24 protein-coding genes and 1 other RNA gene are annotated in these 24,366 nt (G+C 61.5%); 12 read left to right on the top strand and 13 right to left on the bottom strand.

Annotated features, from left to right (window positions below):
- Positions 1-26: 26 nt before the first annotated feature.
- The 4 genes from K3555_RS07990 to K3555_RS07975 all read right to left on the bottom strand — a co-directional run bounded on the left by K3555_RS07990 (position 27) and on the right by K3555_RS07975 (position 4,456).
- Complete coding sequence (locus tag K3555_RS07990) at positions 27-467, bottom strand: TrgA family protein (RefSeq protein ID WP_259991738.1); 441 nt, start codon at positions 465-467, stop codon at positions 27-29.
- Positions 468-497: 30 nt separating this feature from the next.
- Positions 498-1,703: a cyclopropane-fatty-acyl-phospholipid synthase family protein gene (locus K3555_RS07985; protein WP_260008065.1), complete on the bottom strand. Its 1,206-nt coding sequence runs from the start codon at positions 1,701-1,703 to the stop codon at positions 498-500.
- Positions 1,704-1,783: 80 nt separating this feature from the next.
- Positions 1,784-3,208 carry a deoxyribodipyrimidine photo-lyase gene (locus tag K3555_RS07980; RefSeq protein ID WP_260008064.1) on the bottom strand — a complete coding sequence of 475 codons (1,425 nt, stop codon included), beginning with the start codon at positions 3,206-3,208 and terminating at the stop codon, positions 1,784-1,786.
- Positions 3,209-3,232: 24 nt separating this feature from the next.
- Positions 3,233-4,456 carry an aminotransferase class V-fold PLP-dependent enzyme gene (locus tag K3555_RS07975; protein ID WP_260008063.1) on the bottom strand — a complete coding sequence of 408 codons (1,224 nt, stop codon included), beginning with the start codon at positions 4,454-4,456 and terminating at the stop codon, positions 3,233-3,235.
- A gap of 243 nt (positions 4,457-4,699) precedes the next feature.
- Here K3555_RS07975 and K3555_RS07970 point away from each other — a divergent pair, with 243 nt between their 5' ends.
- Positions 4,700-5,080, top strand: a complete 381-nt coding sequence (locus tag K3555_RS07970) for a VOC family protein (RefSeq protein WP_129372902.1) — start codon at positions 4,700-4,702, stop codon at positions 5,078-5,080.
- A 55-nt stretch (positions 5,081-5,135) separates the two neighbouring features.
- Here K3555_RS07970 and acuI read toward each other — a convergent pair whose 3' ends face one another.
- The 3 genes from acuI to K3555_RS07955 form a co-directional block, all read right to left on the bottom strand.
- On the bottom strand, positions 5,136-6,128 hold the full coding sequence (gene acuI / locus K3555_RS07965; RefSeq protein ID WP_260008062.1) for an acryloyl-CoA reductase: 993 nt from the start codon (positions 6,126-6,128) through the stop codon (positions 5,136-5,138).
- Between the two features lie 103 nt (positions 6,129-6,231).
- On the bottom strand, positions 6,232-7,326 hold the full coding sequence (locus K3555_RS07960; protein ID WP_260008061.1) for a dimethylsulfoniopropionate demethylase: 1,095 nt from the start codon (positions 7,324-7,326) through the stop codon (positions 6,232-6,234).
- Positions 7,327-7,402: 76 nt separating this feature from the next.
- On the bottom strand, positions 7,403-7,543 hold the full coding sequence (locus K3555_RS07955) for a hypothetical protein (protein ID WP_260008580.1): 141 nt from the start codon (positions 7,541-7,543) through the stop codon (positions 7,403-7,405).
- A 168-nt stretch (positions 7,544-7,711) separates the two neighbouring features.
- On the opposite strand from K3555_RS07955, the gene K3555_RS07950 reads away from it, so the two are divergent.
- From K3555_RS07950 to K3555_RS07925, 6 genes are all read left to right on the top strand, one after another.
- The gene (locus K3555_RS07950) at positions 7,712-8,443 is read left to right on the top strand and encodes a FadR/GntR family transcriptional regulator (RefSeq protein WP_260008060.1); all 732 of its coding nucleotides are present in this window, start codon (positions 7,712-7,714) and stop codon (positions 8,441-8,443) included.
- 64 nt (positions 8,444-8,507) lie between these two features.
- Positions 8,508-8,860: a transfer-messenger RNA gene (ssrA, locus tag K3555_RS07945) on the top strand.
- Positions 8,861-9,027: 167 nt separating this feature from the next.
- On the top strand, positions 9,028-9,591 hold the full coding sequence (locus K3555_RS07940; RefSeq protein ID WP_260008059.1) for a nuclear transport factor 2 family protein: 564 nt from the start codon (positions 9,028-9,030) through the stop codon (positions 9,589-9,591).
- A 141-nt stretch (positions 9,592-9,732) separates the two neighbouring features.
- Positions 9,733-10,548 (top strand): sulfurtransferase/chromate resistance protein, encoded by an 816-nt coding sequence (locus K3555_RS07935; RefSeq protein WP_260008058.1) that lies wholly within the window; start codon positions 9,733-9,735, stop codon positions 10,546-10,548.
- Positions 10,545-11,816 (top strand): chromate efflux transporter, encoded by a 1,272-nt coding sequence (gene chrA, locus K3555_RS07930; RefSeq protein ID WP_260008057.1) that lies wholly within the window; start codon positions 10,545-10,547, stop codon positions 11,814-11,816. The genes K3555_RS07935 and chrA overlap by 4 nt, the downstream gene beginning before the upstream one ends.
- A 117-nt stretch (positions 11,817-11,933) precedes the next feature.
- The gene (locus K3555_RS07925) at positions 11,934-12,410 is read left to right on the top strand and encodes an SspB family protein (protein ID WP_259998769.1); all 477 of its coding nucleotides are present in this window, start codon (positions 11,934-11,936) and stop codon (positions 12,408-12,410) included.
- 72 nt (positions 12,411-12,482) lie between these two features.
- On the opposite strand, the gene K3555_RS07920 is transcribed toward K3555_RS07925, so the two are convergent.
- Positions 12,483-13,049, bottom strand: a complete 567-nt coding sequence (locus K3555_RS07920) for a hypothetical protein (protein WP_311200030.1) — start codon at positions 13,047-13,049, stop codon at positions 12,483-12,485.
- A gap of 218 nt (positions 13,050-13,267) precedes the next feature.
- On the opposite strand from K3555_RS07920, the gene fumC reads away from it, so the two are divergent.
- Genes fumC through K3555_RS07900 form a run of 4 tightly spaced genes read left to right on the top strand, consistent with a single transcriptional unit; the run spans position 13,268 to position 15,316 of the window.
- Complete coding sequence (gene fumC, locus K3555_RS07915; RefSeq protein ID WP_260008055.1) at positions 13,268-14,662, top strand: class II fumarate hydratase; 1,395 nt, start codon at positions 13,268-13,270, stop codon at positions 14,660-14,662.
- Entirely contained in the window at positions 14,662-14,850 is a 189-nt protein-coding gene (locus K3555_RS07910; protein ID WP_259991712.1) for a DUF4169 family protein, read from the top strand. Before fumC ends, K3555_RS07910 begins: the two co-directional genes overlap by 1 nt.
- Entirely contained in the window at positions 14,847-15,065 is a 219-nt protein-coding gene (locus tag K3555_RS07905; RefSeq protein ID WP_129371131.1) for a ribbon-helix-helix domain-containing protein, read from the top strand. The genes K3555_RS07910 and K3555_RS07905 overlap by 4 nt, the downstream gene beginning before the upstream one ends.
- Positions 15,066-15,088: 23 nt before the next feature.
- Positions 15,089-15,316, top strand: coding sequence for an N-(5'-phosphoribosyl)anthranilate isomerase (locus K3555_RS07900; protein WP_260008054.1), 228 nt, complete (start codon positions 15,089-15,091; stop codon positions 15,314-15,316).
- A gap of 48 nt (positions 15,317-15,364) precedes the next feature.
- On the opposite strand, the gene K3555_RS07895 is transcribed toward K3555_RS07900, so the two are convergent.
- From K3555_RS07895 to K3555_RS07885, 3 genes are all read right to left on the bottom strand, one after another.
- Complete coding sequence (locus K3555_RS07895; RefSeq protein WP_260008053.1) at positions 15,365-16,720, bottom strand: cytochrome P450; 1,356 nt, start codon at positions 16,718-16,720, stop codon at positions 15,365-15,367.
- The gene (locus K3555_RS07890; RefSeq protein ID WP_260008052.1) at positions 16,717-17,967 is read right to left on the bottom strand and encodes a hypothetical protein; all 1,251 of its coding nucleotides are present in this window, start codon (positions 17,965-17,967) and stop codon (positions 16,717-16,719) included. Before K3555_RS07890 ends, K3555_RS07895 begins: the two co-directional genes overlap by 4 nt.
- Positions 17,968-18,079: 112 nt before the next feature.
- Positions 18,080-18,832 carry a cytochrome c biogenesis CcdA family protein gene (locus K3555_RS07885; RefSeq protein ID WP_259991707.1) on the bottom strand — a complete coding sequence of 251 codons (753 nt, stop codon included), beginning with the start codon at positions 18,830-18,832 and terminating at the stop codon, positions 18,080-18,082.
- 93 nt (positions 18,833-18,925) lie between these two features.
- On the opposite strand from K3555_RS07885, the gene K3555_RS07880 reads away from it, so the two are divergent.
- Positions 18,926-19,159 carry a sulfurtransferase TusA family protein gene (locus K3555_RS07880; protein ID WP_259992595.1) on the top strand — a complete coding sequence of 78 codons (234 nt, stop codon included), beginning with the start codon at positions 18,926-18,928 and terminating at the stop codon, positions 19,157-19,159.
- A gap of 206 nt (positions 19,160-19,365) precedes the next feature.
- Here K3555_RS07880 and K3555_RS07875 read toward each other — a convergent pair whose 3' ends face one another.
- Positions 19,366-22,440, bottom strand: a complete 3,075-nt coding sequence (locus K3555_RS07875) for a ribonuclease E/G (protein WP_260008051.1) — start codon at positions 22,438-22,440, stop codon at positions 19,366-19,368.
- A 585-nt stretch (positions 22,441-23,025) separates the two neighbouring features.
- Positions 23,026-24,363 (bottom strand): sigma-54 dependent transcriptional regulator, encoded by a 1,338-nt coding sequence (locus K3555_RS07870; protein ID WP_259991703.1) that lies wholly within the window; start codon positions 24,361-24,363, stop codon positions 23,026-23,028.
- Positions 24,364-24,366: the final 3 nt, after the last annotated feature.

Genomic DNA, 24,366 nt, shown 5'->3' with positions numbered 1-24,366 from the left:
TTACAACCTGTTGTTAAGAAGACGTTTCAGCGCCAACGGCGGGAGGCGTTCTCGGTCGCGAGACCGGCAAGAACCCCGCCCACGGCCAATGGCACCAGCACAGATGGCACAGCGATAACAAAGAAATACTCCAGTGCAATCACAAAGATCTGCGACAGTGCCTCAAACGGGCCGCCATAGCGGTGGCGCATGGCCAAGCGGAACATTTCCCAGGTGCCTTGGATGAACAGCGCCCACAGTACCATCACCACCATGCCCGTGAGGCCATTGTTGATACCGGGCACCAGCCCGCGGCCGGCGCGTTTGCCCATGAAGATCCAGCCGCTCAGCAGTCCCAGCGCCACATTCACATGCACGAAATAGCCGAAATCGGTGCCTTCGGGCATCAGCGGCATAACCAGGAAGGACACAAAGAACGCCACCAAGGCAAGGCAAAAGGCGGCGGTCAGTCGGGCTCCGGTGGGCATGTCTGGTTACAATCCGTGCGGCCAGTTCAGTCAGCGATGCGCAACTGTAATCTGCGTTACATCGCAATTGCCAGTCTTAAAGGCCGCGGCGCAGGAAGTGAGGTAAAAGTTCCACATCTTGCGGAAGCGGTCATCAAATCCCAAGCCGGCGATCTGGTCCCAGCGGGCGTTGAACGTGTCGTGCCAGCGCCGCAAAGTCTGGTCGTAGCTGTCGCCGAATTCAATCGACCGCACCACGCCCAGCCCCGCCCGTTCGACCTGGTTGCGCAGGACATGCGGGGACGGCAGCATGCCGCCGGGGAAAATGTGTTTCTGGATGAAATCGACGCCTTTGCGGTAAATCTCCCAGCGCCTGTCGGCAACGGTGATGATCTGCAGCGTCGCCTTGCCGCCGGGTTTCAGCCGGTCGCGGATGGTGCTGAAATACGCCGGCCAGTATTTCTGCCCCACGGCCTCGAACATCTCGATTGAAGCGATGCCGTCGAATGTGCCGCGGCAATCGCGATAGTCCTGCAAACGCAAATCAACCTGATTCGAAAGTCCTGTCTTTTCCATGCGTTGCCGGGCAAAGCTCAACTGCTCCTGACTGATCGTCAGACCGGTGACTTTCAGCCCCCGCTGACCGGCGGCGTATTCGGCAAAGCCGCCCCAGCCGCAGCCGATCTCCAGCACATGGTCGCCGGGCTGCACCCCCATCTGATCCACCATCGAGGCGTATTTTGCGGTCTGCGCCGCCTCCAGGCTGTCCTGGCCGCTGCGGAACAGGGCGCTGGAATAGGTCATCGTGTCATCCAGCCACAGCCCGTAGAAGTCATTGCCCAGGTCGTAGTGGTACGAGATATTCTTCTGCGCCTGTTTGCGGTGATTGCGGTGCAGCCAGAAACGGAAGCGTTCATAAGCGCGTGCCAGGCCCTGGCCCGGGAAACCGTCATAGACGGTATTGGCGCCCATATGCACCAGATCCATAAAGGCTTGCAGGTCCGATGTGCTCCACCAGCCTTCCAGGTACGCATCGGCAAAGCCAAGATCGCCCTCGCGGATCAGCCGGGCAAAACAGTCGGGATTACGGATATGCAAGTCGGCAGTGGGGCCGGGATCGCGCCCGTTTGCGGAAAATATGCGCCCGTCCGGCAGGTGGATATCCAGCTGCCCGACCTCCATGGCCTTCACCTTGGCAAACACCGCAGCAAAGTAGCGCGGCAGATCTTTCTGGCCCTCAACGGACGTGTGCTTCATGCGCTTCCCCCTGTGAGACACGGACTGGCTACAAGGAAAAAGCTAGGCCGCAGGGGGCCTTCCGGCAAGAAAACTATACGTTAGCGGTTTTCACGGGCACCGTGATAAGCCGCAAGCGCGCGGTCGCGGCCCTCTTTCAGGCTGATCACCGGCTTGGCGCGGGGAGTGTCCGGCGACAGCTCCCAGGACAGCGGCGCAGCGTCAAAGAAATCCAGTGCGGATTGCGGTGCATTGCCTTGCCCCTCGGCAATCCAGCGTCGCGTGTAAGCACCTGATGAGTCGAATTTTTCCAGCTGGCCGCTAGGGTTGAAGACGCGAAAAAAAGGGGCGGCGTCGGGACCGGAGCCTGCCACCCACTGCCAGCCCATGGCGTTGGATGCCGGATCCCAGTCCACCAGGGTGTCGGCAAACCAGTCCATCCCGATTTTCCAATGCGTCATCAAATGCTTGGTCAGGAAACTTGCCACGATCATCCGGGCCCGGTTGTGCATCTTGCCGGTCACATACAGTTCGCGCATGGCGGCATCTATGAAGTCATAACCCGTCTGTCCGCGCTGCCATGCCAGAACCTGGCGCGTGATGTCCTGCGACCAGGGAAAGGCCTGCCATTCGCCGCGCCAGCTGGCCGTCAGCATATGCGGTGAGTGGTACATCAGGTGATAGGCGAACTCGCGCCAGGCGATCTCTTTCAGGAAATGTTCTGCGCCCTGGCTGCCGCGCTCCATCGCCGCACGGCCCAGGTGCCACATGCGGTGCGGGCTGATTTCCCCCCAGGCAAGGTTCTCCGACAGGCCGGAGGTGGCATCCTCGCCCGGATAGTCGCGGCGCTCCTTGTAGGCGTCCACAGAATATTCAAGGAATTCGTCCAGACGGTTTAACGCGGCACCTTCGCCCACACGGCAGTAGCGGGCGACCACATCCGCACCGCGGCGCATGGCGGCGCCCATATTCCAGGCGGAGATATCTTCGCTGGCGGGCCAGTTTTCCGGTGCCGGCAGCGCGGCGGGTGCCGACAGCAGGCTGTTGACGTCGCGGCCCCGCACGGCCTTCCAGAACGGGGTGTAGACCTTGTACATGCCTCCGGTCTTGGTCTCGACCGTCCAGGGTTCAAACAACAGCCGCCCGCCGTGGGATTTGGCCGTGATCCCCTGCGCCGAGAGCTGCTGTTTCACCGCGGTGTCGCGGGCAATGGCCTGCGGATCATACAGGCGGGACCAATGCACGGCCCCTGCCCCGGTTTCAACGGCCAGCTGCTGCAGCACCTCCAGCGCCTTGCCCCGGCGCAGGATCAGGCGGGAGCCGGCCCTGGCCAGTTGCCGTACGAAATGCTCCAGCCCCAGCCCAAGGCGGAACTTGGGCGCTGCGCCCAGCGCTTCGTCCTGTTCGTCGAGGATATAGACTGGAAGCACGGGCGCACCGGACGCGGCAGCAGCCGTCAGAGCCGGATTGTCACAAAGACGGAGATCCCGCCTTATCCACCAGATCACCGGGGAACTGCTGTTCATGCCGCTTTCCTTGCCCTGTCTGCGTTACAGTATCCGGTCCAAGACCTCAATCAGCTTGGCCACTTCTGCCTCGGACGTGTAGTGGGTGAAGCTCACACGCAGCACGCCCTCGTTTGGATCAACGCCCATGGCGGAAAGGGCGCGCACAGCATAGAAATCGCCGCCGCCGGCCATGATGCCATATTCCGACATGGCCGCGGCAACCGGTTCTGCCGGGCGGTTCAGGGCAATGGCAACGGTGGGCGCGCGGTTTTCTGCGGTTGAGGGCCCCAGCAGGCGCACATCGTTACGGTCCTTTAGCGCATCCAGCAACGGTTGCAGCAGGGCAACCTCATGCGCGCGCATCAGGTCGTGGACAAAGGCGCCGGTTTCCGCCGCCGTGCCTGAATGGCCGTGATGGGCCGCCAAGGCCTCAACATAATCCGCCATACCGGCCGAGGCCGCCACCTGGGCATGGTCCGGGCCTGCAGGGGTGAAGCGTTTATAGAGCGTGTCCGCGTTGAAGTAATGCGCCTGGTTCGGCAGCAGCGCGCCCAGCGCCTTGCGGATCACCATGATACCCTGATGCGGGCCATAGGTCTTGTAGGCAGAAAACAGATAGATATCAGCGCCCAGGTCATCCACATTCGGCAACCCGTGCGGTGCGTAAGAAACGCCATCGACACAGACAAAGGCGCCGGCGGCATGGGCCATGGCGGTGATCTCGGGCACCGGGTTGATCTCGCCCACCACGTTGGAACAATGCGGAAAACAGACCAGGCGGACATTTTCGTCCAGCAGGGTTTCCAATTGCGCCGGGTCCAGATGGCCGGTCTGCGGGTCGATCTGCCATTCGCGGATCTCGATCCCTTCCTCGGCCAGACGGCGCCAGGGGCCTGTGTTGGCTTCGTGATCCTGATTGGTGACGATGATGGCTTCGCCGGGCTTCATGAAGCTGCGGAAGGCCTGCGCCAGCACATAGGTGTTCTGGGTGGTCGAGGGGCCAAAGCTCAGCTCCTCAGCGGCAACGCCCATCAGCGCGGCCAGACGGGCGCGGGCCTCGTCCATCTCGGCGCCACCGAGGCGCGAGGCTTCATAGGGGGCATAGGGCTGCACCTTGCGCTGGGTATAGAACCGGGTCAGCCGGTCAATCACCTGGCGGCAGGTATAGGAGCCGCCCGCGTTTTCAAAAAATGCCTGATCCCGCAGGCCGGGTTCGCCAAAGGCCGGGAACTGGGCCCGGACAAAATCAATATCCAATGCGGTCATTGCTTTTCTGTCTCCTCAAATCGCGCACCGGTCAGGTGTTCCCGGTTCTTGGCAGGCGGTCGGCCAAGGCTGCGCTCCTGCGTAAGGATTGAGGGAACACTTGCGGCCCTGCAAGCTGGAAATTTCGAATAAAACGCCGTGTATGAAACCTGCCTGCCGGAGATGCTCCGGACCGCAGGTTGATGCCAGAAACTGACAACAGCGCCTGTCATGCTGACCGCAGGCAAAAACGGAGGATTTGATATGGCCTATACCCCCAAGGATTTCCTGGTCTGGGGCGAACTGCCCGTCAGCGATCTGGACGCGGCAGTGACGTTTTACTCCAAGGTGACCGGTGCCGCGTTGAGCATCGACACCAGCGGTCCCAACCCGATGGCAATGTTCAAGCCTGCGGACCAGGCAACCGGCGTTGCCCTGCATCTGTATCCCGGCAAACCGGCAGGCGACGGACGCGGCCCGACGCTGCATCTGACCGCTGAGGGCGAGTTGGAAGATGTGATGGAGCGGGTCACGGATGCCGGCGGCAAAGTAGTCTCCCCCACTATCGAGATCCCGCCCGGCCGGTTCTTCTATGCCACCGACCCGGATGGCAACTCGGTGGGTTTCTTCAAATACAATGACTGACACGCAAAAGGCCCCGGCAAAGCACCGGGGCCTTTTGTTGCCATCCGATCAGGTCTCAGCCGTTCACGTCAACCACAACACGCCCCTTGACCTGGCCCTTGAGGATATCCGCCCCCAGCTGCGGCAGGTCGCTAAGGGCGGCGGGTTGGATCATTGCCTCCAGCTTGTCCATCGGCAGATCCTTGGCGATCCGCTCCCAGGCGCGCAGGCGGTTGTCATAAGGCTGCATGACGGAATCGATGCCTAATAGGTTCACACCGCGCAGCAGGAACGGGATAACGGTGGCAGGCAGCCCGGCGCCGCCCGCAAGGCCGACGGCAGAAACCGAGGCACCGTATTTCATCTGCCCCAGAATCCGTGCCAGCATGGCGCCGCCAACCGCATCGACACAGCCCGCCCAGCTTTCGCTTTCCAGCGGGCGTTTGGTGGTCTCGTTGATCTCCTCGCGGGGGACAATCCGGGTGGCGCCCAGGGATTTCAGATAGTCCGCAGTTTCCGGGCGGCCCGTGACGCCGGCCGCCTCATAGCCGAGGTTCGCCAGGATCGCGGTGGCCACCGAACCGACACCGCCCGCGGCGCCGGTGACCAGAACGGGACCATGCCCGGGCTCCAGTCCATGATCCTCCAGCGCCATCACCGCCAGCATCGCGGTAAAGCCCGCAGTGCCCACTGCCATCGCCTGGCGGGTATCCAGCCCCTCAGGCAGCGGCACCAGCCAGTCGGCGCGCACGTTGGCCTTTTGGGAATAGCCGCCCCAATGCGCCTCGCCCACGCGCCAGCCGGTCAGCACCACCTTGTCGCCAGCCTTGTAGCGGTCATCCGAGGACGTCTCAACAGTACCGGCAAAATCTATCCCTGGCACATGCGGGTATTTGCGCACCAGCCCGCCGCCCGGCCCGATGCACAGGCCGTCCTTGTAGTTCACGGTGGAATACTCCACCGCCACGGTCACTTCTCCCTCGGGCAGGTCTTCCAAACTAAGCTGCTGGACCGCGGCAGACGTCTTGCCGCTGTTTTCATCCTTGTTCACAACCAATGCATTGAACATTTCACATTCCCTTTCCAAAAACCCAGCCAGATCCCATGTTCATCTGGCCAAAAATATCCCGGGGGAGCCGCGGCCTGCCGCGGCGGGGGCAGCGCCCCCGCTCCTACCGCCAGAACCTCTCCTGAACTGTTGCGGGCAGCATTCCTGCCGGGGTCTCCACTTCCATCACCGTGCCCGGCACCCAATGGGACCTGTCCACCATCCCAATCGCCGCATTCACTCCAAACTCCGGCGCATGAACGGCCGAGCCGACCTGCCCCACCTGGCGTCCGTCAGCAATAAGCGGCCAAGCATCCAGGCACGGCGGGATCTCTCCACCGATCACCAGCGGGCGGATCTGGCGCGCGGGGCCGTTTGCAGCCTGTTCTGCCAGTGCGGCCTTGCCGATATAATCCTCGGGCGAATTGCAGAACTTGCCCAGTCCGCATTCATACGGCGTGTTGCCGCGGGTCATGTCGTTGCCGTAACTCAACAGCCCGCTTTCGATGCGTTCAATGGTGTTCGGGCAGCCCGCACGGACGTGCATGTCCTCCCCGGCGGCAAACAGCGCATCCCACAAGGGCATACCCAGATCCGACCCTTCGACATAAATCTCGAATCCGCCCTGCTTGGACCAGCCCGAGCGCGCCACCACCAGCTCGGCCCCCTGGAACGCAAGACGCTTGTAGCGGAAAAAGCGGATATCGCGCACCGCATCGCCGAACACCCGCGCCATCAGATCGTCGGCCATGGGTCCCTGCACAGCCAATGGCGACACATCCGGCTCCACGATATCGACATCAAAGCCCTTGGCAATGGCGATCCCCAGCACGAACTGCAGCAGGTCGCCATCGGCCAGCGACAGCCAGTAGTGGTCCGCCGCCAGTTTCACCGCCACCGGGTCATTCAGCATACCGCCGTTGTGATCCACCGTCGGCACATAATAGCACTGATCGTCTGCCATCCGGTCCATGTCGCGCGGGCTGATCAGTTTCATCAGCCGCAGCGCGTCCGGCCCTTTGATGCTGACCTGCCGTTCGCAGGACACATCCCAGACCTGCACATGCTCCTTCAGGTGCGCGCAGTCGTATTCAAGACTTTCAAACACTGTTGCCAGCAGCATGTGGTTATAGACAGTGTACCCTTTGACGCCTGCGGCCTCGACCCCTTTGGAAAAGGGTGTGCGCCGGATGCGGCGGGACGGAAAGATGTTCGCCAAACTCAAGTCTCCATATGAGCGTTACACAGTATAGTTTTCCAACAGCGGAGCCGGCCGGAACCGCCCCCCGCCGGTTTCACCATTGCTTGGAACCGGACCAGTCAATCGGGCAGATTTCCGCAGACTCACCGCCAAAGTTCCAAACCCGGCCATAATCACGCACCCGCGATTTGAGGCCCGTAGCCGCGATGATGTCCGGCCCCATGCCGGTGCTCATGGAGTACATCACCAAGGAACCCAAACCACAGAACGTTGCGCATGGATGATCCGAGCATTGCCTTCTCCCGACTCACGCCTTACGTTTTAAATGTCAGACTTTTAAATGTCAGACAAATGATTTTTTGCCGGGACACCTCCGGCGTAGTGCTGCGTCAGGGCCCTGAGAATGAAGATTGACCCCAACAGTTCCGCCGATCTTTCGGTTCAGATAGCGCAGGCAATCAAGGATGCCATCATCTCGGGCGCATTGATCGTGGATGAGCGGCTGCCGTCTGAAAGCGAGCTGTCGGAGAAGTTTCAGGTCTCCCGTTCCACCGTGCGGGAAGCGCTTAAACGATTGGCGGCGCAGTCCTTGATCCGCACCCAGCGCGGCGCGACCGGCGGGGCGTTTGTAAACCGGCTCAGCTTTGAGGACGCCTATTCGCAGCAGATCACCACCTCAACCCTGCTGCTAAGCATGAACGCGGTGAGCTTTGATACCGCTTGCGAAGCCCGCTATGCGCTGGAACGCTCTTGCGCGCCGCTTTCTGCGCAGCGCCGCACCCCGGATCAGCTGGCCACCATGCGGACCGAGATCTTCCGGCAAAACCAGCCTGGCCTGACCGATGAGGCCTTCTGCGCCTCAGATGTCTCTTTTCACCGGGCGCTGGTGGACGGGGCGCATAACCCGGTGCTGTCTTATCAATTGGCCGGCGCGGTGGAAGCAATGCAGCCGCTGATGAACATCATTACCTTCACCGCACGGGACCGCGCCGCAATCACTGCGCTTCATGCCTGCATTGCCGACGCGATTGAGCGTGGAGACGGCCCGGCCGCGGTGTCCGGCCTGCAGGATCTTGAAACCGAGACCCGGAAACTGGCCGCAGATGTGTTTGCAGCACGGGCAGCCGCGCGGTGATCACATCCTGTTTGCCAAAATCCGCAACAGCAGCCCCGGCCCAAATGCCGCCCGTGTGATTTTCGGCCTTTAACTCCCTTTGATACACCCCTATATTCGCAGTGTTCCCTTGTGGAACTATGGACATAAACGCGCTCGTAATAAACGGATCGGACCCGGGGGCGGTACCCGGCGACTCCACCAAACATCCTTCATTTGGGGATCATGGGGTCGAAACAGGATCGACGGACGTCTAAAGGGGTTAGCTTTGTCTCGGCGGGGTGCCACCGTACCGGCCCAAAAAGTACAATTGCAAATGACAATCGTGCTCCGGCAATGGCAGTAGCAGCGTAAGCTGTTAATGTCGCCGAAACTAAGCCCTTGCGCCTAGCAGCGTAAGGCGGGGTTCGCAGGTACCTGGCAACAGAAACCTGCACTTTCCGCCCTGTGTTTATGCTGCCGTTACGGCACCCTGCCAAAAATCACCTTTTTGGCGCTTTAAGTCTGCTTGCAGCACCTGTAGCAGGCACATCTGAACAGCAGCCTGTCTGCAGGCAGCCTGCCCTTGATGCCGCCTGCCCGGCCCCAAACACACCCCGGACTGAATGCCCAAACCTATCATTGAACCCGAGATTACCGCAGTATCCCCGCGCCGGGCGGCGCCTGCGCACGATCTGCCGCAGCATTCAGCCGAGTGCGCCCCGGCCATGGCGGTCCCGTTTGACTCCGCATGCCCGGCTGAAATGCCTTTGACCCGGCTGCTGCATTACTGGTTTGAAGAGGTTTGGTGCAAAGGCAATATGGACGCTGTTGCCGAGGTGATGACACCGGACACGCTGATTTACGGCGCAATCTCTGCCCTTGCGGAACCGGAATGCGACTATGGTGAAGTTGTCGCAGCGTTGCGCAACCTGCTGGGGCCGATGACTGTCACTTTCACCCACGCAATGGAAACCGCAGACTGGGTGACCGTCCGGCTTTTGGTACGCACCAGCAACCCAAGTGATGGTATGCCCTTCCAGATCACCGGTCAGGTGATGGCGCGGGTGGCGGATGGCAAGATCGCAGAACTGCATTCCAACATGGATTACTTCCGGATGTTCGAGAAGCTGGGCCAGCTGCCGCCCGAGGCCCTGGCAGTTTGCATGACTGGCGAACGGTTGAAGTGACGGCGCATTGCCGGCCAGCGCAATCTTGACAAGACTGCCGTAAATGCGGTTCTTAGGAGCTATGGGGACAACCGCGAACGCCCCGTGAGGCGACAAGCCCAAGGTTCGCATGTTAACCTTCGCTTGCGAGGAGACATGCTTATGGCTGCCCCGAATGAAATCACCCCTGCCCAGCTCTTGCGTCTGATCGGCACACCAAATGCGTCGGTTCTGGTGGATATCTGCATTGACGAAGACTTTGCCGCGGATCCCTTTCTGATCCCTGGCTCTTTCCGCCATTCCCATCAGGATATTGATGGCCTCAAGGCCCGCCTGAACGGGCGGCGCTGCGTGGTGATCTGCCAGAAGGGCATCAAACTGTCGCAAGGCCTGGCCGCCTGGCTGCGCAATGACGGGATTGAGGCGGAATACCTGCAAGGCGGCATGTTTGCGTGGCGCGCCCTGAAAGATGCGCCGCGCATTCCCGCCAGCATCCTGCCCGCGCCGGTGGGCGGCAGCAGCCTGTGGGTGACCCGCCACCGGCCCAAGATCGACCGCATCGCCTGCCCCTGGCTGATCCGCCGCTTTGCGGATCCGACGGCGCGCATTCTGTTTGTCTCGCCGTCTGAGGTTACCGGCGTTGCGGACCGCTTTGGCGCCACGCCGTTTGATGTCGAGGGTGTGTTCTGGTCCCATCGCGGACCGCTTTGCACCTTTGACACCATGCTGGATGAGTTCGGCCTCAGAACGCCCGCGCTTGACAGGCTGTCCCTGGTTGTGAGAGGCGCCGACACCAACCGGCATGATCTGGCACCCGAGGCGGCGGGGCTTCTGGCCCTCTCGGTCGGATTGTCGCGCCAGTACAAAGACGACCATCAGCAGCTTGAGGCAGGCATGACCCTATATGATGCGCTATACCGCTGGGCCCGCGATGGCCAGAATGAAGGCCACGACTGGCCTGCGGACCGCAAGGCATGAACCATCCCAGCTGGACGGAGATGTTCCGTGTCTTCGGGCGCATCGGGGTGCTGAGCTTTGGCGGCCCCGCAGCGCAGATTTCGGTGATGCATAAGGAGCTGGTTGAAGACCGCCCGTGGCTGAGCGAGGACAGCTTCCTGCGCGGTCTTTCCTTTTGCATGCTGCTGCCGGGACCAGAGGCGATGCAGCTGGCGACCTATACCGGCTGGCGGATGCGCGGCACTGCCGGCGGGCTGCTGGCCGGGCTGCTGTTTGTGCTGCCGGGGGCGGCGGTGATTGCGGCGCTGGTCTGGCTTTATGCGCAATACGGCACCCTGCCTGCGGTGCAATCCGCATTTCTGGGGGTCAAGGCGGCGGTGGTGGTCATCATCCTGCAGGCGCTGCGGCGGTTGGCTGGCAAGGCCCTGCACCATCCGCTGGACTGGGCGCTGGCGGGGTTCGGCTTTGCCGCACTGTTCCTGTTCAACCTGCCGTTTCCGCTGGTGGTGCTGGCCGCCGCCTGCATTGGATTACTGCGCAAGGATGGCAGCACCGGTGCCCCCGCGCATCACACGCCTGCCCGCAACGGCAGCACGCTGCGCACCATTGCAGTCTGGGGCGGGTTGTGGCTGCTGCCGCTGATTGCCCTCTCGCTGTCCGGAGCGGGGTTTCTGGCGGACATCGGCTGGTTCTTTTCCAAACTTGCCGTTGTGACCTTTGGCGGCGCCTATGCGGTGCTGGCCTATATCAGCCAGACCGTGGTGAGCCAATTCGGCTGGATCACTGCCGGGCAGATGATTGATGCCCTGGGCCTGGCCGAGACAACCCCTGGCCCGCTGATCCTGGTCACCCAATTTGTCGCCATGCTGGCAGGTCTGACGCAGGGCGGGTCCGGGCTGTTCCTGGCCGCCGGCGCGGTGGCGCTTTGGGCGACCTTCATGCCGTGTTTCCTGTGGATCTTTGCTGCCGCGCCTTATGTGGAGCGTATCGCCGCACATCCGCGGCTTGGCATGGCGCTAAAGGCGGTAACGGCGACTGTGGCCGGTGTCATTCTGAACCTGTCCGTGTGGTTCATGATGCATGTGGGTTTTGCCGGAACGCAGGTGTTTGAAGCAGGCATTCTGCACATGCCTGTTCCGATCTGGAGCAGTATGAACAGCACTGCGGTTCTGCTGGTTCTGCTGGCGCCGATTGCCGCCTGGATGGTTCGCGGCAATATGCTGCTGCTGCTGGCGGTGATGGCAGCAGCCGGCCTGGTCGTTGCGGAATTCCCGTTTGCAATCAGCTGACTGCCGATACCCGCAAAGCACCGTCAGCCGCAATAAAATTTGATCCTGCGAAAAGGCTGCTCTTTTGTTTCCGCCAGAATCTCCTATGCTGGTGACAAATGAACAAAGGGTGACTGCATGTCCCGTGAAATCGACTATGGCAACCTGATGCACTCTGCCATGCGCGGCCTGATCCGGACCGTGCTGCAGGATATCTCCGACAATGGCTTGCCCGGTAACCACCACTTTTTCATCACCTTCGACACAGCCCACCCGGATGTGGAGCTGGCCGATTGGCTGTCCGACCGGTATCCCGGTGAAATGACCGTTGTCATGCAGCATTGGTTCGACAATCTGACCGTGGATGAGGACGGTTTTGCGGTCACGCTGAACTTCGGCGATTCTCCTGAACCGCTTTACATTCCCTATGACGCGATCCGCACCTTTGTGGACCCGTCGGTGGAATTCGGACTGCGGTTTGAGTCCGCCGATGAAGAGCCGGAAGGCTTTTCCGCGGTCACAGATGCGGCTGAGGAACAAGACGGCGCCGAGGAGCCAGCGGAAGAAGACAAGAAAGACGCGGATGTCGTGTCGCTGGACAGCTTCCGCAAATAGGCGGGCTTACCCATCGCGCAGTATCAGGCAGCCCGTCCGGCTGCCTTTTTCATGTCCGGCCTGTTCCTTGGCCTATTGCCTGGCCAGGAAGGTCTCGAGCCGCCGGCGCGGTTCGCCGTTCAACCGTGAAATGTAAACCAGATCCAGCCCGCCATCGGCCAGGGTCCTGTCATACTGCTGCATCTCGTAGTCGCCGTTCGGGTGAATAAACAGCGAAAAGACCGTCAGCGTATCACCAGTCAGCCGGCCCCAGACGAAGGGTTCGCCTTCCATCGGGTTCAACGGCACCGCATGACCAAACACATTGCGTGTCATTGCCGCAGAGTAGACGCCATTGCGCCCGCTTTTCTGGAATTCGATTTCATAGGTCTTGGTCTTCTTGCTGCCGTCATCCTTTTCGGTGGTCGAGGTCCATTTGATGGTGAACCCCTTCTTCATCTCGTGGATGATAACGCTCATGTCCCGGGGATCGGTGTCGCCATCTGTCTTGACGACGTCGACGCTGCCGGAATATTCGCCGGCAAACTGCGAAATACCGGCAGCAATCCCCTGCACCGCCCCGCACAGCAGCAAACAGGCGGCCAATGCAGGCACGGCCAGGGATTTCAGTGACAGAACTTCACACAGACGGATTGGCACGATCAATTCCTTTCCGGATACAAATTTGCCCGTCTCCCGCCCCGTCCCACGCAGTGTAACCATAGCATGGATTGAGACAATGGCATGGATTGGATTGCGCCAATTCGACACTATACCTTACCTGCCATTTGGCTATGCTGCGCGCAACTGGCCAATTGCGCCGCATTCCGGCACAGGCTACACGGCATACAATCGCATACTCAACGGAGAGAAGACGGATGTCCGAAACCCGCACCGAAACCGACAGCTTTGGCCCGCTTGAAGTCCCCGCAGACAAGTATTGGGGCGCCCAGACCCAGCGGTCGATCATGAATTTTCCCATTGGCTGGGAAAAGCAGCCTGTCGCCATTGTGCGCGCGCTGGGGGTGATCAAACAGGCCTGCGCCATGGCCAACAAGGCCTCGGGCAAGCTGGACGCCAGGATCGGTGATGCCGTTATTCAAGCAGCCGGCGAAGTTGTCGCGGGCAAGTTCGACGACAACTTCCCGCTGGTGGTGTGGCAAACCGGTTCCGGCACCCAGTCCAACATGAACTCCAACGAGGTGATCGCCAACCGCGCGATTGAAATCCTGGGCGGCGTGATCGGCTCCAAGGATCCGGTGCACCCGAACGATCACTGCAATATGGGCCAGTCTTCCAACGATACCTTCCCCACTGCCATGCATATTGCCACCGCGATGTCCGTTCGCGACGTGCTGGTGCCGGGCCTGACCAAGCTCGCCGAAGGGCTGGAGGCAAAAGCTGAGGCGTTCAAGGACATCATCAAGATCGGCCGCACCCATACCCAGGACGCCACCCCGCTGACGCTGGGCCAGGAGTTCGGCGGCTACGCGCATCAAATCCGCCAGGGTCTGGCGAGGGTCCAAGCGGCGATGCCCGGCATCTATGAGCTAGCGCAGGGTGGCACCGCGGTTGGCACCGGTCTGAACACGCAGAAAGGCTGGGGCGAAACCGTTGCTGCCAATATGGCCGAAATCACCGGCCTGCCGTTTGTCACTGCTCCGAACAAGTTCGAGGCACTGGCCGCCCATGACGCGATGGTGTTCCTGTCCGGCGCTTTGGCCACTATCGCGGGCAGCTGCTACAAGATTGCAAATGACATCCGCTTCCTCGGCTCGGGCCCGCGCTCGGGCCTGGGTGAGCTGATCCTGCCGGAGAACGAGCCAGGCTCCTCAATCATGCCGGGCAAAGTAAATCCGACCCAGGCAGAGGCACTGACCCAGGTGGCCGCCCATGTGATGGGCAATGATGCCGCGATCAAATTCGCAGGCTCGCAAGGTCATTTCGAGTTGAACGTCTACAACCCGATGATGTCCTACAACCTGCTGCAATCCATCCAGCTGTTGGGCGACGCGGCGGACAGCTTTACCGAGCGGATGCTGAACGGCATCCAGGCCAATGAGCCGCGCATCGACAAGCTGATGAAAGAGTCGCTGATGCTGGTCACTGCACTGGCGCCGACCATCGGCTATGACAACGCCACCAAGGTTGCCAAGACCGCGCATAAGAACGGCACCACGCTGAAGGAAGAGGCGGTCGCGCTTGGCTTCGTGGACGAGGCGACTTTTGATGCCGTGGTCCGTCCCGAACAGATGATCGGCCCCAAGGACTGATGGCTGGCTCCGGTTCAGGCCCGGTCAATCTGAACCGGTACAGAAAGGAAAAAGCGCGGGCCGGGAAAAAGGCCCGCGCAGACCAGAACGCCGTGACCTTCGGGCGGACCAAGGCGGAAAAGGAATTGGACAAGGCGCGCAATGTGCAAGACGTCCGGCGCCTGGACGACCATAAGCGCGACGAATGAACAGCCGGCCCAAGAAGCACTCACTGACCTTGCGCGGGCACCGGACGTCGGTGTCGCTGGAGGATGACTTCTGGGATGCCTTCCGCGAGATTGCCGCGCAAGACGGCCGTGCAATCAATGATTTGGCTGCCGGAATTGATGAAGCCCGCGGCGAGGATTGCGGATTGGCCTCAGCGATCAGGCTGTTTGTGCTGCACCGGTTAAGGGCACGTTAACCACGGTTTGGCATCGTGCTGCTATGCCTGTGCCTGCTCCTCTCACCGCTGATGCCTGGATACAGCAGATTTTCCGGTCCCAGGCTGCTGCAAAAGGCGGTGTTGTCCGCCGCCAGAAGCGCGATATTGAACGGCTGCTTGGCTGGGACCGCTTTCACTGTGAACTTAAGCGCCGTGGATTTCGAGCCGTCGAAAACGCCGGTCAGGTTGTCATCTTCTGCAATCAGGACGCCGTGCGCATCATCCAGTGATGCAAATTTCTTCGAAGAAATTTGCCAAGAAAATTCGAATTTTCTTGGCTAACGCCGCGACAGCTGCAGCCAGATCCCATTCTTCGACCGCACCGTAAGATGCGCCACGGGCACCGGCACCTGCGCCGCAACCGGAGCTACGCGGAACGCGCGCAGGATCATCGACAGGATCAACGGTCCTTCCACCATGGCAAACCCAGCGCCGGTACAGACACGTGCCCCCGCCGAGAAAGGGATATACGCGTCCCGCTGGCACTGCTTGCCGTTCTCCGTTTGCCAGCGGGAAGGGTCAAACCCATCCGGGTTCTCCCACAGCCGCTCATGCCGGTGCAGATGCCAGGGGCTGAGCACCATCTGCGCGCCCTTTGGCACGTCGCGGTCTCGGAACTGCTCCGGACAGGCTGCCTCGCGCACCATCATCGGCACCGGCGGATACAGCCGCAGGGTTTCGCGGAACACATCCCTGCTGACCCTCAGCTTTGAAACCGCGGCAAAGCTTTCATCCGCCAGCGCCTCGGCCTCAGCTGCCACCTTCTCTTGCCAACCAGGATAAAGCGCCATCAGATACAGCGCCCAGGCCAATGCCGAGGCGCTGGTTTCATGGCCCGCAAGAAAGAAGATCGCGACCTGGTCCACCATTTCGGCGGTATCAAAGGTGCTGCCTGTTTCCGGGTCCCGGGTGGTCATGATCTTAGTGGCCAGGTCATCCGGTGCCGTGCCCGCCTTGATGGCATCCATTCGTTCGCGGGTCAGCTGTGCAATCAGCTCGCGGATCACCTCAGCGTTCCGGCGGGTGCCGCGGCGGAAAAACCGCGGCATCCAGCGCGGCAATGGGACAAAGGCTGCCAGGTTCAACAGCGGCTGGCTGCGCTGGTAGTCACGGAACCGGCTAAAGACCTGTCCTGCGACCTGATGCTCGATCGGGATCGAGAACAGCGTTCGAAAGATTACATCCGCCGCTGCGTGCGACGTTTCCTCCTCAATCTCGACAAGTCCTTGCCGTTCCTTCAGCCGTTCCACTGCGGCCTCTGCCGCGGCGCGCATCGCCGGGTAAGTGTCCTTAAGCCGTCCGCCTTCAAAGGCCGGATCGATGATCCGCCGCTGCCGTTTCCAGGCCTCGCCATTGGTCAGGAAAACGGAGTTCCCCAGCAACGGCTTCAACCCCTCGGCAATCCGGTCCGACTTGGGAAAATCTTCGGGTCGCTCTTTCAGCAGCACTTTCACCAGCTCCGGCTGGTTGACCAGGAAGGAACGGAAAAACGGCGTGCGGAACTCGGCCATCCAGGCGCGGTACAGGCGCGCGGGCTGGGCCGACAGAATATCCTGGCGGAACAGTTTCACATAGCGCCACAGCGACACGCGGTCCGGGCGTGCGGGCGGTTTCGGCGGCAAGGCTTGGGTCATTCAGCCGCCACCGACGTGAACTTCGACACTGCCGCATCAATCCGGGACTGCGACGGTTTGCGGTCCTTGTAGCGTTCCGCCAGCGTCAGCGGTCCGGCTGTGATGCGGAAGTAATCATAGTCGCCCGGCCGGTCGAAGGCGCAGAGATACTGAAAGTGCAGCCGGAAAAACCGCCAGCGCAGCTGTTGCCAGCGTTCCGGGCTGAGCGTCTGGGTGAAGGCGGCGGAGAACACCAGCGGCCAGCGCTTGCCCTCAACCGCGACGCCGCTGACCGACACCGGATCGCACAGTGCAAAAGCGCAGCCATCACCTGGTGCCGTGACATCAACCCAAGCCAGCTCCTGCCGCTGGGACAGATACTGCAGATCAGCCCGCAAACGCTCGGCCCGCGGCAAGAAGGACACCATGGGCACAACCTGCCCCAAGGTCAGAAACCCCAGCGCCGGCCGGTTCAACGGCAGACCCGCGCGGATCAGATCCGCCAGGACGGACACGCCAACATGAGCGCCCGAGGAATGCCCCGCCACCAGCACCTCGTCCAGATCAGGATCTTGCAGCGCCTCCGAGATCAGCGCGCGGAACGCGCGCATCCGCGCTTCCATCTCCGGCGGGATGGCGCCGCGGGAGGCCGCGGAATGCGCATAATCATGCATCAGGTAATAGGCGAAGAACTTGCCGTCCCGCTTTTTGAACCAGCGCAGCAGCGCGCAGCCGCAACCAAGACCCAAGGCCCAGCCAATGGCCAGCGCTACCGGACCTGAAAGGCCGGCGGAACCGGCCACCGCCCCAAAGACATAGGCAACACCCCACGCCAGCAGCAGCGCCAGAAACGCCTGCAACAGCAGCATCCCCACCGGGTAAAGTGCGGCGATCACCGGCCCTTTGCGCAGCCGCATCAGCCGCCGCAGTGCACCTGTGGAGATATAGATCCAGGCGGTGCGCAATAGCTGCCAATAGGTACCGGGAATGGTTGCCTCCATACTGCCGCGCACGATGTCGGACCAGACCAGCACCTCGATGTCCGCCTCAGTGCAAAGACCATCCATCTCTGACACAACGTGCCAGCCATAGGGGCCTTTGGTTTGTTTGGGGGACAGTGCCAGGCTGTAGCCGGAAACCCCGGCCTGCGCGGTGCCTTCCTTGCGGTACAGCTCGCGGTAACGGCGCGGATGAATCGGATCATAGCCGGGTATGTAGAATACCCGCCGCTTGCGCACCTGCTGTTGACCGTGCTCCTGCTGTGTCACGCCTTGGCCTGCATTTTTGTTCTGCGGCCAGACTAGCAGTGCATTCCGGCAAGAGTAAGGCCAGGAATGGAAAAGAAAAAGGGGCCCCAAGGCCCCTTTGAACATCTCAGGCTCAGCCCAGCGTTGCCAGTGCCGGGAAGGTTTCCAGCAGCCACCAGGAGAAGGTGGTGAACAACCCGGTGACCAGCATGATGCCGACAACCAGCAGCAGCCCGCCCATCACCTTTTCAATCAGTCCCATATGGCGCTTCATCTTGTTCATCAACACCATGGAACGGGTGAGAAACATTGCCGCCAGCAGAAAGGGAATGCCCAGACCTGCGGCATAAACGCCGAGCAGGATTGTGCCCCGGCTGACCGAAGCTTCAGAGGCTGCCAGAGACAGGATCGCGCCCAGCTGCGGCCCGATGCAAGGCGTCCAGCCAAAGGCAAAGGCCAGCCCCAGAACATAAGCCCCCAAGGCGGAACCACCGGACTCGCCCGCCTCCATCCGCGCCTCGCGGTCCAGCAGCGGAATGCGGAACACAGACAGGAAATGCAGGCCGAATATGATTACAACCACACCTGAAACTTGCGCAAAAAGCTCCTGATTTTTCAGCACAAATGCACCAAACACCGAGGCGGTGAAGCCCAGCAGCAGAAACACCGTGGACAGTCCCATCACAAAGAACAGAGCTGCGATGACCGCCTTGCGCCGGGCTGCGCCGGTGCCTTGCATCTCGCCAATGGTGACACCGCTCATATAGGCCAGATACGGCGGCACAATCGGCAGGACGCAGGGCGACAGAAAACTGATCACGCCGCCTAGCAGCGCCACCAGCATGGCAGGGAGCAGCCCTGCGTCTATGATCTCGATTCCAAACATGTCCCACACTTATGCCAGCAATTGACCAACGTCACGGGGCGGGTTGGTCACATCCTTGTGGACAGCATGAAACATCCCGCTTATCTGCACACCATGACCGAGATCAATGAGACATTGGATGCCATCGGGCTGCTGTGCCCCCTGCCCGTCCTGAAGGCCCGTAAGCGGTTGAAATCGCTGCAGCCCGGCCATGTGCTGCAACTGCTGGCGGATGATCCGGCAGCGGTGATTGACGTGCCGCATTTCTGCAATGAGGCGGGCCATGAATTCCTCGGCCACAGCGACGGCGCTGGCCACCAAGCCTATCTGATCCGCAAGGGCAGCTAAAACCAAAGGCGCCTTGGCGCCCTGTCCGGACAGCTGCGGAATTCGACGCGCTTTCCGGAGTTGATACCGCGTGGCTTCCGAACGAAGCCCCGCCCTAGGATGCGCTTTCCTGACACGCCGCCGGCTGCGTTTCCTTCGCTGGCAATACCGCCAAAAAAAGAAAGGCAGGCGCTTTGGCCTGCCTCCCATTAGTTATCACTTAGCAATCAGCTGCCCACCGACCACCAGCCGCGGCGTTTCGGCTTGGGCGGTGCCGCCGGTTCCGGTTCAGCTGCAGCAACGGCCATTGCAGGTTCCGGCTGCTTCTCCTCTTGCGAGGGTGCGGGCTCCGGCTGGGCGGCCTCTTCTGCAGCAGGCTGTTCTGCCACCGCCTCGGCAGCGGCGTCCGGTGCTGCCTCTACAGGCTCTTCCGCCGGTACAGCCTCGGCTTCAGCGGCAACCGGTTCTGCCGGGGCAGCTTCCACTTCAACAGCGGTGACTTCTGCCGGAGCAGTGGCTTCTGCCGGAGCGGCATCTTGCGCTTCTGCAGTACTGTCCGCGGCAGGCTCAGCATCCGGGGCAGCAGCGGCTGGTGCGCCTTCTGCAGCGTCTTCAGACGGGGCCTGCGCAACGGTTTCCGCTGCAGGGGCATCTTCAGCGTCAGCCGCGGCCGGGGCGTCCTGCACGGAAGCTTCGGCAGTCTCCGCAGCGGCGGGAGCCTCCTCCGCGGCTTCTGCCTCAGCCGGTTTGGCCTTCGGCTTGCGCGACCGGGTACGGGTGCGGCTGCGGGAAGGTTTCTTTTCCTTCACCTCTTCTGCGGCAGCGCCTTCACCTTCGGCGGCAGCCTCCGCAGGCTCAGCAGCGTCATCCTGCTGCTGCGGCTCGTCAGACGCCTCATCGCCGTTTTCACCATCCTGGCCCTGTTCGCCATTGCCGGATTTCCGGCGGCGGCGGCGGCGGCGCTTGCGCTTGGGCTTGTCGTCCTGCTCAGCCTCTTCGGCGGCGGGTGCGGCCTCTACGGCTGCGGGAGCTTCTGCCTCTTCCTCGCTGGCTTCCTCAGCATCCACCTGATCCATGATCGAGGTATCAACGGACACCACCGGAGCAGTCGCAGCAGGCACCACGCGGGATGCGGTTTTGAACTTCTCCAGCACAAAATCCGGGCTGACCAGATGCGGATCGCCTTCGATGCGCACGGACAGGCCGTAGCGGGCTTCGATCTGGGCGATATGCTCGCGCTTCTGGTTCATCAGGAAGTTGGCGATGGAGACCGGGCAGCGCACCAGCACTTCGCGAGAGCGGCGGCGGGTGCCCTCTTCTTCGATCTGGCGCAGGATCGACAGCGCCATCGAGTCGTCGGAGCGGATCAGTCCGGTGCCATGGCAATGCGGGCACGGAGCGGTCGTTGCCTCGATCATGCCGGGGCGCAGGCGCTGGCGCGACATTTCCATCAAGCCAAAGCCCGAGATCCGGCCCACCTGGATGCGGGCACGATCGGTCTTCAGCTTGTCCTTCATCCGTTTTTCGACGGCGGCGTTGTTCTTGCGCTCGTCCATGTCGATGAAGTCGATCACGATCAGGCCGGCAAGGTCGCGCAGACGCAGCTGGCGGGCGACTTCTTCAGCCGCCTCCAGGTTGGTGTTAAGCGCGGTTTCCTCGATCGAACCCTGTTTGGTGGCCCGGCCCGAGTTCACGTCAATTGCCACCAGCGCCTCGGTCACGCCGATCACGATGTAGCCGCCGGATTTCAGCTGCACGGTCGGGTTGAACATGCCTGCCAAGTAGCTTTCCACCTGGAAGCGGGCGAACAGCGGCAGCCCTTCCTGGTAGTTTTTCACGTTCTTGGCATGGGACGGCATGATCATTTTCATGAAGTCCTTGGCGATGCGGTAGCCGCGCTCGCCTTCGACCAGAACCTCGTCGATCTCGCGGCTGTAAAGATCGCGGATCGAGCGTTTGATCAGGTCGCCTTCTTCATAGATCTTGGCCGGCGCGATGGATTTCAGTGTCAGCTCGCGGATCTGTTCCCACATCCGCTGCAGGTATTCATAGTCGCGCTTGATCTCGGATTTGGTGCGTTTGGCACCTGCGGTGCGCACGATCAGGCCCGCGCCGGTCGGCACGTCCAGTTCGGTTGCGATATCCTTCAGCTTCTTGCGGTCATCCGCGTTGGTGATTTTGCGGGAGATGCCGCCGCCGCGGGCAGTGTTGGGCATCAGCACGCAATAGCGGCCGGCCAGCGACAGGTAGGTTGTCAGAGCCGCACCCTTGTTGCCGCGCTCTTCCTTGACGACCTGCACCAGCAGGACCTGGCGGACTTTGATGACTTCCTGGATCTTGTAGCGGCGCGGACGCGGCTTGCGCGGCGGACGGATGTCCTCGCTGTCGTCCTCATCGGCAACGGATTCGATGCTGTCATCTTTGGAGGTTGCATCGGCACGGCCGGTTTCGCCCGCGTCTTCATCGCTGTCGCCGCTGTCTGCGGAGTCAGCACCGGCATTGGCAGATGCGGCTTCCGAAGCGGTCGCTTCTGCATCGTCCTCAGCTGCTTCGGCGGCTGGTTCGGAGCCGGCTTCAGCCTTGGCTGCAGGCTCTTCCGCAGCTTCTGCGGATGCCTCTTCGGCAACGACGGCCTCAGCTGCCGCCTCTGCAGGTGCTTCTTCGCCAGCGGTCTCAGCGGATCCGGCAGGCACGTCGGATTCGGCTGCCTCAGGTGCAGACACATCATCGTCTTCCGGCTCTTCCACCGGCGTTTCCGCGACATGTTCCACCGGCGAGGACCCTTCCGGCACGTCCGCCAGATCATCCCCGGCCTCAGCACTGTCGCTCAGGTCGATGGTCTCCATTCCGGCGATTTCAGCGGTCTTCTCCTCAGAGGCCTCAACCTCCTTGGTTTCCACCGCATCATCAGAAGAGGTTTTGGCAGCCTTGGCGGCGGATTTGGACCGGCGCGACCGTTTGGGCTTGGCCGGTTTTTCGTCGTCTTCCTCGTCGCGGGCACGCATCGCCTCGGCATAGGCGCGCTCTTCCTCCATCAGCGCCTCACGGTCGGCGACGGGGATCTGGTAATAATCCGGGTGGATTTCGGAAAACGCCAGGAAACCATGGCGGTTGCCGCCATATTCCACAAACGCCGCCTGCAGCGACGGTTCGACCCGGGTTACTTTTGCGAGGTAAATATTGCCAGCAAGCTGGCGTTTATTTTCGGATTCAAAGTCGAATTCCTCAACCTTGTTTCCATCCACAACCACAACACGGGTCTCTTCCGCGTGGGTGGCGTCGATAAGCATCTTCTTTGCCATGTGTCCTTGGTGCACCTGCCCTGTGCGTCCGCAAGCCTCTTGTTTCCAGGCGGCCGCGCACGTTTCGGGTGGTGTCTTGTCAGGGCGATCTGGGACGGCGCGGTGCAGCAGGTGGTCCCGGGGTCGATGCCCGGCCTTCCTGCCTCAGTGCTTTTCGCTCTCGCGCGCGTCATCGCGGTTCTTCTCCGGCAGGCGGGTGCTGCCCGTCCCTGCCACATTATCCCAGCACCGGCTTAAATTCCGGCTTGGGCGCTAAACTGCCCTCCAAAGTTCAGAGGGCCAATCGGTCTGACTGCAGCTTTCTCGGATCATGCCGGACAAAAACCGCAGTCAGCGAAACTCATAAGAACGGGGGAACCATACACCGGTTTCCGGCCCGTTTGGTCAGCATAAGGCCTGTGGATAGGTAATGACAATGGACATTCGTCACCACAGGCATTGAAAATGAAACCTGCCGGCCCATAGCAGACAATGCGTTAAATTGTGGTTAGTTTTCAGCCGGCTGCCGGAGTTCCAATAAAACTCCGGCGCGCAAGCAATTGTTTTCCCAGCCGGTTCCCGTGCCGAAAACAGCGGCAGCGGCAGTTACGCCAGATAGTCGGACCGCTGCAGGCCGTATTTGGCCATCTTCTCGTTCAGCGTCCGGCGCGGCAGGCACAGCTCGTCCATCACGCTGGCAATAGACCCTTTGTGGCGGCGCATGGTGTTGTCGATCAGCATCCGCTCAAAGGCTTCCACATATTCCTTCAGCGGCTTGCCTTCGGTGGTCATCACCGGCTGCATTTCCTCGTGATCGGACATCAAAAGCGAGGCAATGGTGCCCGAGCCGCGGCGCGACTGCAGGACCGCGCGTTCGGCGATGTTGATCAGCTGACGCACGTTGCCCGGCCAGGGTGCCTGCAGCAGCTGTGCCGCCTCCTGCGCGCTGACCTGCGGCGCCTCGCAGCCGTATTCTTCCGAGAATTGCTCGGACAGGCGGGTGAACAGCGTCAGGATATCTTCGCCGCGCTGGCGCAGCGGCGGCACGGTGATGCGCAGCGCTGCCAGGCGGTAGAACAGATCCGGGCGCAGCGCGTCTTCGCAGGTCTTGCCCGCTTCCTGCAGGTTGGAAATTGCAATGATCCGGGTTTCTGCCGGGGTGCCCTGCTCGTTGATCACACTCAGCAGCTTGGCCTGCAATGTCTCAGACAGCGCGTCGATATCTTCCAGCACCAGGGTGCCGCCACGGGCCTCCTCGACTGCCGGAAGCATGCTGTCTTCGGGTTGCATCGGCCCGAACAGGCGTTTGGCAAGCGCTTCCTCTTCCAAGGCAGCACAGGAGATCAGCACGAATTTCTTGCCCGCGCGGCTGCCAACCGCGTGCAGCGCATGCGCCACCAGGGTTTTGCCGGTGCCGGTCTCGCCGTCGATCAGCACATGGCCGTCCGCCTGGCCAAGATCCAGGATGTCCTCGCGCAGGCGTTCCATAACCGGGCTTTGGCCGATCAGTTTCTTCATGATCTGGCCGCCATCCGACAATTCACGCCGCAGCACCCGGTTGTCCAGCGTCAGGCGGCGCGCACCAGTGGCGCGCTTGGCCAGTTCCGACATCCGGTCCGGATTGAACGGTTTTTCCAGGAAGTCGAAGGCGCCCACGCGCATCGCCTCCACCGCCATCGGCACATCGCCGTGGCCGGTGATCATGATCACCGGCAGCGCAGAATCGCTGCCCATCAGCTTTTTCAGGAACTGCATCCCGTCCATGCCGGGCATCTTGATGTCTGAGATCACGATCCCCGGGTAATCCGGCCCCAGCACCTTCAGCGCTTCTTCTGCACTGGAGAAGGTCTCGGTGTCGTAACCCGACAATGCCAGCCACTGGCTGATCGACTGCCGCATATCCTGTTCGTCGTCCACGATCGCGATTTTCATAGCCTGGGCCATGCG

The organism is Leisingera sp. M527, from assembly GCF_025141525.1.
In the GTDB taxonomy this organism is placed as follows: domain Bacteria; phylum Pseudomonadota; class Alphaproteobacteria; order Rhodobacterales; family Rhodobacteraceae; genus Leisingera.
This window is presented reverse-complemented; position numbering and strand designations above follow the sequence as displayed.

What these genes read in the sequence shown, in the direction of transcription:
- K3555_RS07980 (WP_260008064.1), bottom strand. Translation starts at nt 3,208, where the DNA reads ATGAACAGCAGTTCCCCGGTGATCTGGTGGATAAGGCGGGATCTCCGT.
- K3555_RS07905 (WP_129371131.1), top strand. Translation starts at nt 14,847, where the DNA reads ATGAACAGCCGGCCCAAGAAGCACTCACTGACCTTGCGCGGGCACCGG.
- K3555_RS07875 (WP_260008051.1), bottom strand. Translation starts at nt 22,440, where the DNA reads ATGGCAAAGAAGATGCTTATCGACGCCACCCACGCGGAAGAGACCCGT.
- K3555_RS07990 (WP_259991738.1), bottom strand. Translation starts at nt 467, where the DNA reads ATGCCCACCGGAGCCCGACTGACCGCCGCCTTTTGCCTTGCCTTGGTG.
- K3555_RS07970 (WP_129372902.1), top strand. Translation starts at nt 4,700, where the DNA reads ATGGCCTATACCCCCAAGGATTTCCTGGTCTGGGGCGAACTGCCCGTC.
- K3555_RS07880 (WP_259992595.1), top strand. Translation starts at nt 18,926, where the DNA reads ATGACCGAGATCAATGAGACATTGGATGCCATCGGGCTGCTGTGCCCC.
- K3555_RS07925 (WP_259998769.1), top strand. Translation starts at nt 11,934, where the DNA reads ATGTCCCGTGAAATCGACTATGGCAACCTGATGCACTCTGCCATGCGC.
- K3555_RS07935 (WP_260008058.1), top strand. Translation starts at nt 9,733, where the DNA reads ATGGCTGCCCCGAATGAAATCACCCCTGCCCAGCTCTTGCGTCTGATC.
- acuI (WP_260008062.1), bottom strand. Translation starts at nt 6,128, where the DNA reads ATGTTCAATGCATTGGTTGTGAACAAGGATGAAAACAGCGGCAAGACG.
- K3555_RS07975 (WP_260008063.1), bottom strand. Translation starts at nt 4,456, where the DNA reads ATGACCGCATTGGATATTGATTTTGTCCGGGCCCAGTTCCCGGCCTTT.
- fumC (WP_260008055.1), top strand. Translation starts at nt 13,268, where the DNA reads ATGTCCGAAACCCGCACCGAAACCGACAGCTTTGGCCCGCTTGAAGTC.
- K3555_RS07985 (WP_260008065.1), bottom strand. Translation starts at nt 1,703, where the DNA reads ATGAAGCACACGTCCGTTGAGGGCCAGAAAGATCTGCCGCGCTACTTT.
- K3555_RS07885 (WP_259991707.1), bottom strand. Translation starts at nt 18,832, where the DNA reads ATGTTTGGAATCGAGATCATAGACGCAGGGCTGCTCCCTGCCATGCTG.
- K3555_RS07955 (WP_260008580.1), bottom strand. Translation starts at nt 7,543, where the DNA reads ATGAGCACCGGCATGGGGCCGGACATCATCGCGGCTACGGGCCTCAAA.
- K3555_RS07900 (WP_260008054.1), top strand. Translation starts at nt 15,089, where the DNA reads ATGCCTGTGCCTGCTCCTCTCACCGCTGATGCCTGGATACAGCAGATT.
- K3555_RS07870 (WP_259991703.1), bottom strand. Translation starts at nt 24,363, where the DNA reads ATGGCCCAGGCTATGAAAATCGCGATCGTGGACGACGAACAGGATATG.
- K3555_RS07910 (WP_259991712.1), top strand. Translation starts at nt 14,662, where the DNA reads ATGGCTGGCTCCGGTTCAGGCCCGGTCAATCTGAACCGGTACAGAAAG.
- chrA (WP_260008057.1), top strand. Translation starts at nt 10,545, where the DNA reads ATGAACCATCCCAGCTGGACGGAGATGTTCCGTGTCTTCGGGCGCATC.
- K3555_RS07940 (WP_260008059.1), top strand. Translation starts at nt 9,028, where the DNA reads ATGCCCAAACCTATCATTGAACCCGAGATTACCGCAGTATCCCCGCGC.
- K3555_RS07895 (WP_260008053.1), bottom strand. Translation starts at nt 16,720, where the DNA reads ATGACCCAAGCCTTGCCGCCGAAACCGCCCGCACGCCCGGACCGCGTG.
- K3555_RS07950 (WP_260008060.1), top strand. Translation starts at nt 7,712, where the DNA reads ATGAAGATTGACCCCAACAGTTCCGCCGATCTTTCGGTTCAGATAGCG.